The sequence below is a fragment of the Brevundimonas sp. SL130 genome, assembly GCF_026625805.1.
In the GTDB taxonomy this organism is placed as follows: domain Bacteria; phylum Pseudomonadota; class Alphaproteobacteria; order Caulobacterales; family Caulobacteraceae; genus Brevundimonas.
Window position 1 is genome coordinate 1,366,559 of sequence record NZ_CP113064.1, and the last position, 13,177, is coordinate 1,379,735.

Here is a 13,177-nt window from a genome sequence, read left to right on the forward strand (position 1 = left end):
CGTCAGCATTCTGACAGTCTAATCGTGACCGATCAGCGGCGCCACCACCCACGCTTGGGCTTTTCGGGCGGGGCGACGATCTGGTTCGGATCTTCGGCGAGGATCGCCTCGACATCGACTTCAGGCGTCGGTGCGACGAAAGGCTCGGCCAGGACGGCGGGTTGCGGTTCGGCGGTCAGGGCTTCCTCGGGCGTGACGTCCAATTCCACCGGGGCGCCTTCGACCGGAGCCTCGTTCAGCTCGATCGCCGTGTCCGGGTGCGGTTCGACATGGGCCTCGACCTCCAGGGCCTCGGTGTCCGGCGTGACCTGGATCGCGGCATCGGCGCTGGCCGACTTGCGGCGGACGCGACGACGTTGAGGTTCCGCCGCAACCGAGGGGGCGTCAGCCTCGACCGCTTCAGCGGTCGGTTCGACGATCACGGCCATCGGGGTCTCGGGCGAGCCGTCGGGCGGCATGCCTTCGTTGGTGGCGCGGTTCTCGACCTTGATGTCTTGGCCGACAGCGTCGCCGCCCCGACCCCGGCCGCGACGACGGCGGCGACGCGAACGCCCGCCTTCCTCGCCGGAGCCTTCGGACGCCACAGTGTCCAGACCTTCGACCTCGGCCTGGGCGGCCTGCGGACGCTCAGCACGATCCGGACGTTCGGCGCGGGGCTCGGGACGGCCGGGGTTCAGCGGGTCGAACCAGACGTAAGGATCGTCCAGCGACGGGGTGCGGCCACGGACCCAGGTATAGACGTCGCGCTCGCCGTCCTCGCGGACGCGGCGACCGCCCCGGCGGCCCCGGCGGCGGCGGCGGCCGTTCTCGTCTTCTTCGTCGTCAGACGCGTCGTCGATATTCAGCGTATCGGCGGCTTCGACCGTTTCGGCGACCTCAGCGGTTTCGTCGTCACGACGCCCGCCGCGACGGCGGCGATTGCGGCCCCGGCCCCGATCACGATCACGACCACCGGATTCGGCGCGTTCAGCCCGTTCACGCGGTTCGTCATCGTCGCTGTCCTCGCGGTCCAGCGCCTCGACGTCGTCGTCATCGTCGTCGCTGACGATCTCCTCGTCGTCGTCCTCATCCTCGTCTTCGTACAGGGACGGATCGAAGTCGTCGTCGAGGTTTGGCATCTCGATCTCGGGCGCGACGAAGTCCTCGTTCGTCTCGGTGCGATCGATATTGTGCTCGCCCTGGCCCAGGCTGTCATCGATCTGGACGATGACGTTCAGGCCGCGACGTTCCAGCAGCGCCTGCAGATAGGCGCGCTTGTGGTTCAGGATGTACAGGCCGACGGCGGTGCAGACCTTCAGCACCACGACGCCCGCACCGTTCTTGCCGGCCTCGATATCGACCGCGCGCAGGGTCATCAGGGCGGCGGATTCAGCGGAGCGGATGCGGCCCGTGCCCTGGCAGTGGGGGCAGGCCTCGGTGGCGCCCTCGATCACGCCCAGGCGGCGACGCTGGCGGCTGATCTCCATCAGGCCGAACGGCGAGATGCGGCCCATCTGGATGCGGGCGCGGTCTGAGGACAGCGCCTCTTTCAGCACGCGTTCGACGGCGCGGTTGTTCTTGCCCTCATCCATGTCGATGAAGTCGATGACCACCAGGCCGGCGAGGTCGCGCAGGCGCAGCTGGCGGGCGGCTTCCTCGGCCGCTTCCATATTGGTCTTGAACGCTGTCTGTTCGACGTTGCGTTCCTTGGTGGCGCGACCCGAGTTCACGTCGATGGCCACCAGGGCCTCGGTCTGGTTGATCACCAGATAGCCGCCAGACTTCAGCGGCACGACCGGCTGGTGGATCTGGGTCAGCAGCTCTTCGATGCCGTTGGCGGCGAACAGGGGCCGCGAGCCGCGATACAGGTGAACCTTCTTGGCCTGGGCCGGCATCAGCACGCGCATGAAGTCGCGCGCTTCCTTGAAGCCCTCGACGCCTTCGACCTGGATGCCGTCGAAATCCTTGTCGAACATGTCGCGCACGGCGCGGCGGACCAGGTTCTCTTCCTCGTAGATGACCGAGGGCGCGTGAGAGGCGAGGGTGGTCTCGCGGATCGTCTCCCACAGGCGCAGCAGATATTGGTAGTCGCGCTTGATCTCGGCCTTGGTGCGTTTGGCGCCGGCCGTGCGGATGATCAGGCCCATGCCCTTGGGCACTTCAAGCGCCGAGACGGCGCTCTTGAGGCGGCGACGGTCCGAGGTGTTGGTGATCTTGCGGCTGATGCCGCCGCCCTTGCCGGTGTTGGGCATCAGGACGCAGTAGCGGCCGGCCAGCGACAGCCAGGTGGTCAGGGCCGCGCCCTTGGCGCCGCGTTCGTCCTTGACGACCTGGACCAGCAGGATCTGGCGGCGCTTGATGACGTCCTGGATCTTGTAACGACGCATCAGGCGGCGCTTCAGGCGCTCTTCGTCCGCCAAGGCGGCTTCGGGATCGGCGTCGTCGTCGGACTCGCGACCCAGATCGTCGTCATCGTCCTCGTCGTGCGCTTCGGCCATGATGGCTTCGCGGTCGGCGACCGGGATTTGATAATAGTCCGGGTGGATCTCGTTGAAGGCCAGGAAGCCGTGGCGGTTGCCGCCGTATTCGATGAACGCAGCCTGGAGGCTGGGTTCTACGCGGGTGACCTTGGCGAGATAGATGTTGCCGCGAAGCTGGCGCTTCGCACGGGATTCGAAATCGAATTCTTCAATTTGGCGTCCGTCGACGATCGCGACCCGGGTTTCTTCCGGGTGGGCCGCGTCGATCAGCATGGTCTTTGACATGGAAAGTCTCTCTCTGGCGCGCGCAGGCCGACCGTCCCGGAACACCGGGTAGGGTCATGGCGGCTCGCCGAACGGGGGGAAGGGCCGGCGCACGCGACATCCCTTCGCCGGGAAGGGCGAAGCAGGCTTGATCAAGCCGTTGGGGAGCGCAGGCGGAAAGGCCCATGGAGGTCGTCGGTCCTGAACCGGGCGCGCCAATCCCTGGGGAAGGCCGCAACCCTGGTCCGCTCTTTGAACCATCGGCGGCGCCGGGGCGGTTCTCGGATTGGTGAAAGTCAGCGCCGCGAGGAGGGCGCGCCGGTATTCGCAAAGGCGAAAAGGCGCGATCGGTTCGCGGACGGTTCACATCATAGTCACGCCGCACGCGAATTAAAAGGTGTTCGGCCTTAACCCCCTGAATACGAGCGTCTGGCATGATGAAGCTCAAGTTCGCGTAGGATGGGTTCGACGTCGTTATGGACGGTCGTTTTTTGACAGGTGTGGTGCGCTGGGGCGCGAGGGAATGGGCGATGACCGCCTTGGCCTTCGTCGTCATATGCGTTGTCGCGCTGTTCGCGACGCGTGGTTTCGCCTGGGGCGCCCAGGGTGATGTTCTGGGAATTCGCTTCGGCGCCGACGGCGACCGGACGCGGGTCGTCATCGATCTGGACAAGTCGACGCAGGGGCGGGTGATCGACACGGGCGTGGACGGACGCGTCACCCTGGCGCTGAACGGCGTCGCGCCCGGCCGGGGCCTGAACGGCGGCGGATCGGGCCTAGTTCGCTCCTATCAGGTCAGCGCAGCGGGCGGCGCCTCGCGCGTTCAACTGGAGCTGGCGCGCGGAAGCCAGATCGAGCGCCGCTTCCTGCTGCCGCCCGGCGACGGGGTGGCCCATTATCGTTACGTTGTGGATCTGAAGGCTGTGGGCGGGGCTGTGCCTGCGCCACCGGCCGCTCCACGTTCGACGCCGGCTCCCCGGCGGGCCGAGCGTCCGCTGATCGTGATCGACGCGGGGCATGGCGGACGCGACCCTGGCGCCAGCGGGGCCAAGGTCAGCGAAAGTCAGGTCACTCTGGCCGCCGCCTTGGCCCTGAAGGCCGAGTTGGAGCGGACCGGCCGGTATCGCGTGCGTCTGACGCGTGAGACCAACACCTATGTCGATCTGTACCGCCGCGTCTCCATCGCGCGCCAGGCCGACGCCGACCTGTTCATCTCGCTGCACGCGGACGCCGGGAGCGATCCGGCCGTGCGCGGGGCCAGCGTCTATACCCTGTCCGAACAGGGCGCCGGTCGGGCTGTGCGCGAGTTCACGCGGACCGACAACTGGCACCGCGAACTGCACCTGCCGGGGCGTGACCCCTCGGTGGACCGTATTCTGCTGGACATGACCCAGCGCGCCACCCAGAACCGCTCGGCCCAGTTCGCGCGCGTCCTGCTGACCCACCTGGAAGGCTCGGACCATCCGCTGCTGCGTCGCAGCCACCGCGATGCGGGCCTGGCCGTGCTGCTGGCGCCCGACGTGCCGGCGGTGCTGCTGGAAATGGGCTTCATCACCAATCCCGAGGACGAGCGACTGCTGACCGACGAGCGCGCGCGTCGTCGTCTGATGAAGTCGGTCGCCGACGGTATCGATCGCTATTTCCGCGAGCCGCCCGCCCCGCTGATGACCGCGTCGAACGATGGAGCGGGACAGCCCTGAAGGCGTCCCGCTCGACCTGTTCAGGATCGCATTTCAGGCGGCGATGACGCCGGCGTCTTTTCTATGGGCGACCGGTGTTGAGAGGCTGCGGATCGCAGCCCGGGGCGTTTCGATCCAACGTTCCAACATGGGGAGAACGTCTGGGCAGGTCTCCTGGTCGAACTTGCGCGCGAACAGGGAGGGGCTGGCCTTCAGCGCCGCCGTATCCGCGATCGTATAGGTCCGGGGCCGCAATTTGATGTCGCCGTCGGGGATCCAGTCGATCATCCGCATGTCGTCGTTGACCATCGGCCCGTGGACCTCGGTATTGTTCATCACGGTCTGGAAGAAGCCCTCGTCGGCGATGAAGGTGTGGCGGTAGAAGGCCTTGAACCGGTCCGCCGCCTTGTCGTGGCAAACGAATTCGCAGAAGCGCCGGCTGACCATCATCCACTGATTGCCGATATAGGGGGTGGCACCGCGCAGGAACGGACGGCGCAGCAGGGTTCGGACGATGCCTTTGGGCCGTTCGAAGACCAGATTGCGCACGCGGTTCATGGTGTCGGGCCGGACCTTCTTCTGATCGACGGCGCGGATGAACTCCTGCCCGGGATGGCGAGCCAGGAAGGCCTTGATCTCTGCCTGGGACTTGAGAGGAAAGTCCTGTCCGCTCAGGTTGATGAACACCGACCAGTCGTCGCTCATTTCCAACAACCGCTTCATCCCGCGCAATTCGGCGTCGATCAGGCTGTAGCCGCCCCACAGGGCGCGGCGGCTCTCGATCACGGCGGCGTTGGCGTAGGGCGCCAGGAGGTCGCGAATCTGCTGCTCCAACTCGGGGCCTGAGTTCCGATCCACATGGACGACATAGTGGTTCGCGGGGTCATAGACGGCTTCGAACAGGCGTTTGAACTGTTCGGGATAGCGGTGGACCAGGATCAGATAACCGATCATGCGTTTTCGCTCCCCTCGGATGAGAGAGAAAGCGCCGTCGCGACGTGCGTGACGGACAGCTTGATGAGCCATGTCATAGGGAAGGCTGGTTTCGCATGGTGGTCAAACCGGATCCGATCAACCGCCTGACGGCGGTTCGCGCCTCGGCGACCATCCTCCTATTTGGGAAGTCCTGGCGAAAACGCCATGGGCGAGAACGCGGCTCGGCCTCATTTGCCGGTCGGGCGGCTGTTAGGGTGGGTCTTTGAACAGGAAGACCGATCCGCATGAAAGAGAGCAAGGGCAAGACCAAGAAGGCGGCGCCGCCCAAGAAGAACGCGTCGCAGCCCAGCCTGAAAAACCTGACGCCCGTGCCCGGGCGGCCTTCGAAATAGGCGCGACGCCGCCTTAGGCCAGTCCGGCCTTCTTCAACGTCTTCCAGGCCTTGATCACGCGTTGCAGCTTGGCCTCGGCGCCGCGGTCGCCACCGTTGGTGTCGGGGTGAAAACGTTTCAGCAGGTCGTGGTACTGGGCCTTGATCCTGGCCTTGTCCGCGCCGGGATCCAGGTCCAGGTCGGCCAGGGCGGCGCGTTCCAGCTTGCCGATGCGGCGATCCTCGGTCGGCGATTGCGGCGCCTGATCGCCCTTGCGTCCGAACAGGCCGAAACTGTCGCGCCAGGATCCCGCGCCGGTGTTGTTCGCCGTGCCCATCTTGGCGGAGAAGGCGGCGGCCTCGCGCGTGAACTTGCCGGCCTGCATCTCCCAGGTCGGGCGGCCGCCCGTCATGGCCTCGTTTTCCTGAATGCTGCGAATCTGGCCTTCGCTCATCCCCGCGTAGAAGTTCCAGCCCTTGTTGTACTCGCCCGCGTGGGCCTGGCAGAATTCATAAAAGTCGTTCAGCCGTTCGCGTGACTTGGGCGCCTTGGCTGTCGCGGCCTTGCGGCAATCAGGCCATTGGCAAGGCTTTTCGCCGGGCTTGAGGTGCAGGACGTCCGCCTGGGCGGCTTCCTCCTCCTGAGCCTTCGGCGGTTTCACCCGGATGTCGGTGAATCGCGGCTTGTATTGAAAGGAGGCGGACATCAAACGAAGTGTAGTGCGGATTTGGACCTCTTCAAGGAAACGATCATGTCAGACGGCCCCGTGGCGACGATTATCCGCGAAAAACTGAGCGCCGCGCTGTCGCCGCAACGACTCGAGATCGAAGACGACAGCTGGCGGCATGCCGGGCATCACCACGAGGGGGGCATGGACGCCCAGCCCGGAGGCGAAACTCATTTCAATCTGACGGTCGTGTCCGCCGCGTTCGAGGGGCAGTCCAGGGTCCTGCGTCAAAGAACGGTCAACGGGCTGCTTAGGGATGAGTTGGCGGGGCCAATTCACGCCCTGTCGATCAAGGCGCTTGCGCCGAGCGAGATTGTCCACAGCGTGTGATTGCGCAAAAACCAACGTTCACTCCGTCTTAGAACCTTCGCCCTAGCGTCATGCGACCAAACAGAACGTGGGGACGGCTGGGACATGGTTGAATCTGACGGGGTGGCCAAGGCCTTTGCCGGCGATCGACGCGCGGGCGATCCCGCCCAGGCCCTGACGGCGATCCTGCAGACGCAGTACCTGCGCTACGTCATCATCGCCACCTGGGCCTTGGGCTTGCTGGGAACAGTGCCGTGGTGGCAGGCCATGTTATGGTTCGTCGTCACCGTCGCGGCCGGCTCGATCCGGGGCGTGGTCGAACACAAGCTGAGCCATAGGGTCGATGTCGGCTGGGGCATGGTGTTTCCCGCCGTCGGGGCCGCAACGACCGCGGCCTGGGCCATTGCTCCGCTGATGGCGTGGTTCTCCGACGCCTCGTTTGGCCGCCCGCTGGCTATTGCTTTGATTATCTCCGGCTTCGTGTTGGTCTTCGCCCAACTGCGCAGCTCGCCCCGTCAGGCCATGATCATCTCGTCGCCCTATGCCGGCGCAGCGGGAATCATCCTGCTGAGCCTTTGGGGCAAGCCCGAGTTCTGGTCGATGCTCGCGGTGTTGCCGTTCACCGCCGCCTGCCTGTTCGTTCTCGTCACAATGACCATGCTCAGGGAAGGGCGGATTGACGCCTTCCAGGCCCATCAGGCCCATCTGATCGAGGAGCTGGAGGCGGCGCGTGACAAGGCGAACGCCGCCAACGACGCCAAGTCGAACTTCCTGGGCGTGATTTCGCATGAACTTCGCACGCCCATGAATGGGGTGCTGGGCGCCGCCCAGCTGCTCGGCGCGACCCGTCTTGAAGGTGCGCAGCGCGAATATCTGTCGATCATTCGCAATTCCGGCGACAACCTGTTGTCGCTACTGAACGACATCCTCGACATGACCAAGATCGAGGCCGGCAAGATGACCTTCGAGGTGGTCGATGTCGTGGTGGAGGATTTGCAGCGCCGGATCACCGGACCGTTCGAAGCCCAGGCCGAGGCCAAGGGTCTGATTTTCGTTTCGGAATGGGAAGGTGAAATCCCCTCGGTCGTGCGCGGCGATCCGCTGCGGGTCTGCCAGGTGGTGCAAAATCTTCTGTCCAACGCCGTCAAGTTCACCGACGCGGGCGAAATTCGATATGTCGTTCGCGGGCATCGTATTTCCGACCGCAGGGTCGGCTTCGAGTTTTCCGTGAAGGATAGCGGCGCGGGCATATCGCCGGCCGATCTGGAGCGGCTGTTCCAACCCTTTACCCAGGTCGACGCGTCCTCGACGCGCCGGTTCGGCGGCACGGGGCTGGGCCTGACCATTGCCCGGCGTATGGCCAACATCATGCACGGCGACATAGACGTGACATCGACGGTGGGCGAGGGGTCGTGCTTCACCCTGACCGTCGAGGCTGACGTCGTGGAATGGGCCAGTCCCGTCGCGCCGGAACGGGTTGAGGCTGAGGCCGAGACCGTCGAGTGCCTGCGGGTCCTGGTGGTCGAGGATCATCCGGTGAACCGCATGATCCTTGAGGCCTGGATGAGCACGGCGTCCCATGTCACCGTCACCGCAGAGGACGGTCAATTGGCTGTCGAAGCCGCGCTGGCGCAGGCGTTCGACCTGATCATCATGGACGTCAACATGCCGGTGATGGACGGGCTGACCGCCACTCGCCTGATAAGAGACGGCGGCGGCGTGAACGCCGAGACGCCGATCGTCGTCCTGTCCGCCTCGGCGCGCAAAGAAGATCACCAGGCCGGATTGAGTGCTGGAGCCGACGCCTATCTGACCAAGCCCATCGACTTCGGAGCCCTGGCTGAAATGATGAGCCGCGTGCCGGGCGGGCGTGAGGCCGTGGGGCGGGCAAGCGTGGGCGAGGAACAGTCGGTCGCCGCCTGATTACGGCCCAAACTCGGTCGTGGCCTGATCGAAGACGCCTCGGAGGGAAACCTCCGGGGCGTTTTTCGTTGTGGGCTGACGGCGACGCCAAGGACGCCCTAGATGGATCATCATGCGCGCCTTCGCCGAGCTTCTGGATCGTCTGTCGCTGACCGCTTCGCGGAACGCCAAACTCGTGCTGCTCAGGGATTATCTGAGGACGACGCCCGATCCCGACCGCGGCTGGGCGCTGGCGGCGTTGACGGGGGAGCTGACGTTTGACGCGGCAAAGCCCGCGATGATCCGCAAGGCCGTCGAGGCGCGCGTGGACGGGGTGCTGTTCGGCTGGTCCTACGATTATGTCGGCGATCTGGCGGAGACGGTCGCCTTGATCTGGCCGGCGCCGCCCGACCGACGGCCCAATCGCGAGCCGGAACTGGCGGAGGTGGTCGAGGTGCTGCGGACTGCCAAGCGCGCCGAGGTGAAGGACTTGCTTGAGGCCTGGCTGGACGCGCTGGAGCCCAAGGGACGATGGGCTCTTCTGAAGCTGATGACGGGCGGCCTGCGCGTGGGGTTGTCGGCGCGGCTGGCCAAGACGGCGGCGGCCATGCTCAGGCCCGCTGAACGGTCTTCGCCGCCTTCTCCGGACGGGGCGGAGACGACCACGACGCTTGAGCCGGTCGATGTCTCGGCCATCGAGGAAGTCTGGCATGCGGTCCCGCCGCCTTACGGCGATCTGTTCGCCTGGCTGGAAGGGCGGGCGGAACGACCCAGCCCAGACGCGCCGGGGCGGTTCCGCCCCGTAATGCTGGCGGTCGCCGTGGACGAGGCGATCGACTTCCCGAAAATGGCCCCGGAAGACTATGCCGCAGAATGGAAATGGGACGGGATCCGCGTCCAGGCCGTGGTCGAAGGCGGGGTTCGGAAACTGTGGTCCCGTACAGGCGACGAGATATCGGCCGCCTTTCCCGACGTGGTCGAGGCTCTGGCGTTCGAGGGAGCGATTGATGGCGAACTGGTGGTCTGGCGCGACGGTATGATCGCGCCGTTCGGCGATCTGCAGCAGCGGCTGAACCGCAAGACGGTGGACGCCAAGGCGATGGCCGCCTTTCCGGCGGCGGTGATCGCCTATGATGTTCTGGCCGAGGGCGGTGAAGATCTGCGGGGCCTGCCTTTGCAGGCGCGGCGGGCGCGGCTCGATGCCCTGGTCCAGGCGCATTCCGGCGCGCGCCTGCATCTGTCGCCCCTTGTGCCTTATCAAGACTGGGCGGAGCTGGCTGGGCTGCGGGCCGATCCGCCGGTCGGGGCGGCGGCCGAAGGCCTCATGCTGAAGCGTTGGGACAGTTCCTATCTGGCGGGACGTCCCAAGGGGCCGTGGTTCAAGTGGAAGCGCGATCCCCACGTGATCGACGCCGTGTTGATGTACGTCCAGCGGGGGCACGGCAAACGATCCAGCTTCTATTCCGACTACACGTTCGGCGTCTGGACCGGGGAGGGGGCGCTGACCCCAGTGGGCAAGGCCTATTTCGGATTTACGGACGAAGAGCTAAAGCAGCTCGACAAATTCGTACGCGACCACACGGTTGAACGGTTTGGCCCTGTACGATCCGTTCGGGCGGAGCGCGACTTCGGCCTGGTGCTGGAGATCGCCTTTGAAGGCCTACAGAGATCGACACGGCACAAGTCGGGCGTCGCCATGCGTTTTCCAAGGGTCAGCCGGATCCGCTGGGACAAGCCTGCGCGTGAGGCCAACACCATCGACGACGTGATGAACCTGTTGGACGCAATAGAAGGCGGCGGCGGCCGGATCGCCAAGACCTGAGGCTTAGTCCGGGCGAACGACCATACAGGTGACGCGGCGTTCCGACAGGGCGTTGCAGGCCGCCTTGGCGGCGTCCTCGGTCAGGCCGGTGAAGCGCGACCGGTACCAGTCGCCGGCGGTTTGCACATTGCGTTCCGCGCTGGCGAACTGGGTGCGGAAGCGACGATGGACCTCGGTCAGCCAATCCGTGGCGATCTTCTCATCCCTGAAGGCGCCGACCTGGACCGCCCAGCGGCCGGCAGGGCGGGCCGGTTCGCGGGCGGGTGGAGGCGTCGTACGGCGCGGGGCGCTGGCTCCGGGGGCGGAGGGCGCCCCATTCAGAGAGGCGGTGACATTGCCGGGCGCGCGTTGGGTGGTTCCGGTCGCCTGAGCCGTGGCCGCCGCGCGCTGGTTGGCGGCTGTACTGCGTTCGGACGGGGAGGGGGTGACCCGGTTGGGCAGAACAGCCGGCGTGGGGGCGGCCGTATAGGCGACGGTGCTGGACTCCGCCCCCATGCCGTCCTCGTCGTCATTGGCGAGCGAAGCATAGGCGATCGGCGCGCTGGTCTCGCCCAGGCCGAAGCCGCGTTGTTCGAAGAAGGATTGGGCGATCTGAATATTCTCGCCCTGGCTGCGGCGGCGTTCGACCTCGAAGCCCGTGTCCATCAGTTCCGCCACATGGGCGTTGCGGCTAGCGCTGGAGCGACCGCCCAGAACGATGGTGATCAGGCGACGGCCGTCGCGCACCGCAGAGGCCGCCAGATTATAGCCGGAGGCGTTGGTGTAGCCGGTCTTCATGCCGTCATAGCCGTTGCCGGTCGGCAGCAGGCCGTTGGTGTTGCGATAGTTGCGGCCGTTGTAGGCCCAGTCGTGCAGTCCGAAGTAGCTGTAATACTGAGGGAAGTCGCGCATGATGGCCCGCGCCAGGATAGCCTGGTCGCGCGCCGTCGTGACCTGTCGCGCGTCGGGCAGGCCGTTGGCGGTGTAATAACGGGTCTGGGTCATGCCCAGTTGCGACGCCTTCTGGGTCATCAAGGTCGTGAAACGGGCTTCCGACCCGCCGACATGTTCGGCGATGACGACGGCCATGTCGTTGGCGGATCGCACGGCCGTGGCGCGCATGGCGTCGTCCAGGGTGATGGTTTGGCCCGCCGCCAGTCCCAGTTTGGACGGAGGTTCCGAAGCCGCCCGTGAGGACACGGTCAGAACATCGTCCGCCTTGACCTTGCCCTGAGAGAGAGCCTCGAAGGCCAGATACAAGGTCATCATCTTGGTCAGGGACGCCGGGTAGCGGCGGCTGTCGGCGTGGCGTGCAAACAGGACTTCGCCCGAGGCGGCGTCGATGACGATAGCGGCGTAGCGGCTGTTTTCCTGCGACTGAGACTGCGCCTCGATCGAACGCACGTTGGCGCCCAGGGCTATCGAAAGCGCGAGCAGGGCGAACAGGCCGCGACGGACGAAGGAGATCATGGGCGGTTACGACCCTCGCTGGAAACTCAGGGTGCGACAGGCCCCCCGGCCTACGCGATTGAAGACCTAGCATAGGCCCCACGGGTTTCATGGTGGTTAACCGGTCGTCAACGCAAATTTGAAACGCCGAACAGTGTTATCGCTGTTCACATGGTGCAGTGCACAAACTTCACTTGATCAACCTTTGCGATTGCAGCATACAGCGAGAGAGCGGGGTTCGCCTCGTGATTGAATGTCGCCGTGCCTTATTCCCCCTCAGGCTCATAATTCTGGAGACGCGACCATGGCCGACAGCGCCGAAACCGTGAAGAAGACCGTCGAACAAACCGCCGCCAAAGCCAAGGCGCAGGCCGAAACCTTCCAGGCCGCCGGCGCCAAGGCGCTGCGCGAAGGCATCGACAAGTCAGTGGCCTCGCTGAGCGAAATCAATGCTCACGGCAAGAAGAACCTGGACGCCATGGTCGAGTCGGCCACGGTCGCCCAAAAGGGCGCTGAAGCCCTGTCGCAGCAGGCCCTGGGCTTCGCCAAGAACGCTTGGGAAGACGGCGTCGCCGCCAGCAAGGAACTGTCGACGGCCCGCTCGGTGCAGGAGTTCTTCGAGCTCCAGACCACCTGGGCCAAGAAGTCCATGGAACGCTACATGGCCGAGCTGACCAAGACGAACGAGATCCTGACCTCGACGGTCAAGGACAGCCTGAAGCCGATCAACGAACGCGTGACCGAGTCGGTCGAGACCTTCCAGGCCGCCCGCTGATCGCCGCCTCGCTGAACGATCTGAAAAGCCCCGGGGTTCGCCCCGGGGCTTTTTTCGTTTTGGGTCAGAGGTTTGGCCTTCACGAAACCTGTGACTGGACGCGGCTTCAATTCCGGCCATCATTCCCTATCTGATAGCCAAGACGACTCCCCGATTACGGAATACGAATGCCCATTCAAAGGCCCGGTGAAACCGGGGGCGGCGCAGGCGCCGCCACCATCACCGAAACAAAGCCGAAGCTTCAGAAGCCCTCGTTGTATCGGGTGCTGATCCTGAACGACGACTACACGCCGATGGAATTCGTCGTCTATGTGCTGGAGCGGTTCTTCCAAAAGAGCCGGGAAGAAGCCACCCGCGTCATGCTGCATGTGCATCAGCACGGCGTGGGGGTGTGCGGCGTCTTCACCTATGAGGTCGCCGAGACCAAGGTCGCGCAGGTCATCGAAACCGCGCGCCGCCATCAGCACCCGCTGCAATGCACGATGGAAAAGGACTGAGAGGAACC

The 13,177-nt window shown here is 65.2% G+C and carries 10 protein-coding genes; 6 read left to right on the forward strand and 4 right to left on the reverse strand.

The annotated features are described in order from the left end of the window. Positions 1-32: 32 nt before the first annotated feature. A complete protein-coding gene (locus OU998_RS06940; protein WP_267516186.1) occupies positions 33-2,744 on the reverse strand; it encodes an Rne/Rng family ribonuclease in 2,712 nt (903 codons plus the stop codon). 509 nt (positions 2,745-3,253) lie between these two features. Between OU998_RS06940 and OU998_RS06945 the strand changes: the two genes are divergently transcribed. Further along, complete coding sequence (locus tag OU998_RS06945; protein WP_267516188.1) at positions 3,254-4,423, forward strand: N-acetylmuramoyl-L-alanine amidase family protein; 1,170 nt, start codon at positions 3,254-3,256, stop codon at positions 4,421-4,423. A 33-nt stretch (positions 4,424-4,456) separates the two neighbouring features. Here the strand turns inward: OU998_RS06945 and OU998_RS06950 are convergent, their stop codons facing one another. Together OU998_RS06950 and OU998_RS06955 are read right to left on the reverse strand one after the other, a co-directional pair. Then, a complete protein-coding gene (locus tag OU998_RS06950) occupies positions 4,457-5,356 on the reverse strand; it encodes a beta-1,6-N-acetylglucosaminyltransferase (protein ID WP_267516190.1) in 900 nt (299 codons plus the stop codon). 387 nt (positions 5,357-5,743) lie between these two features. After that, a complete protein-coding gene (locus tag OU998_RS06955) occupies positions 5,744-6,415 on the reverse strand; it encodes a J domain-containing protein (RefSeq protein ID WP_267516191.1) in 672 nt (223 codons plus the stop codon). Between the two features lie 45 nt (positions 6,416-6,460). Between OU998_RS06955 and OU998_RS06960 the strand changes: the two genes are divergently transcribed. From OU998_RS06960 to OU998_RS06970, 3 genes are all read left to right on the forward strand, one after another. Beyond that, on the forward strand, positions 6,461-6,766 hold the full coding sequence (locus OU998_RS06960; RefSeq protein WP_267516734.1) for a BolA family protein: 306 nt from the start codon (positions 6,461-6,463) through the stop codon (positions 6,764-6,766). An 84-nt stretch (positions 6,767-6,850) separates the two neighbouring features. Beyond that, a complete protein-coding gene (locus tag OU998_RS06965; protein WP_267516193.1) occupies positions 6,851-8,668 on the forward strand; it encodes an ATP-binding protein in 1,818 nt (605 codons plus the stop codon). 112 nt (positions 8,669-8,780) lie between these two features. Then, entirely contained in the window at positions 8,781-10,469 is a 1,689-nt protein-coding gene (locus OU998_RS06970) for a cisplatin damage response ATP-dependent DNA ligase (RefSeq protein WP_267516195.1), read from the forward strand. Positions 10,470-10,472: 3 nt separating this feature from the next. Here OU998_RS06970 and OU998_RS06975 read toward each other — a convergent pair whose 3' ends face one another. Next, positions 10,473-11,918: a serine hydrolase gene (locus OU998_RS06975; protein WP_267516197.1), complete on the reverse strand. Its 1,446-nt coding sequence runs from the start codon at positions 11,916-11,918 to the stop codon at positions 10,473-10,475. 283 nt (positions 11,919-12,201) lie between these two features. On the opposite strand from OU998_RS06975, the gene OU998_RS06980 reads away from it, so the two are divergent. Together OU998_RS06980 and clpS are read left to right on the forward strand one after the other, a co-directional pair. Continuing rightward, a complete protein-coding gene (locus tag OU998_RS06980; RefSeq protein WP_267516199.1) occupies positions 12,202-12,672 on the forward strand; it encodes a phasin family protein in 471 nt (156 codons plus the stop codon). Between the two features lie 167 nt (positions 12,673-12,839). Further along, a complete protein-coding gene (gene clpS, locus OU998_RS06985) occupies positions 12,840-13,169 on the forward strand; it encodes an ATP-dependent Clp protease adapter ClpS (protein WP_267516200.1) in 330 nt (109 codons plus the stop codon). Positions 13,170-13,177: the final 8 nt, after the last annotated feature.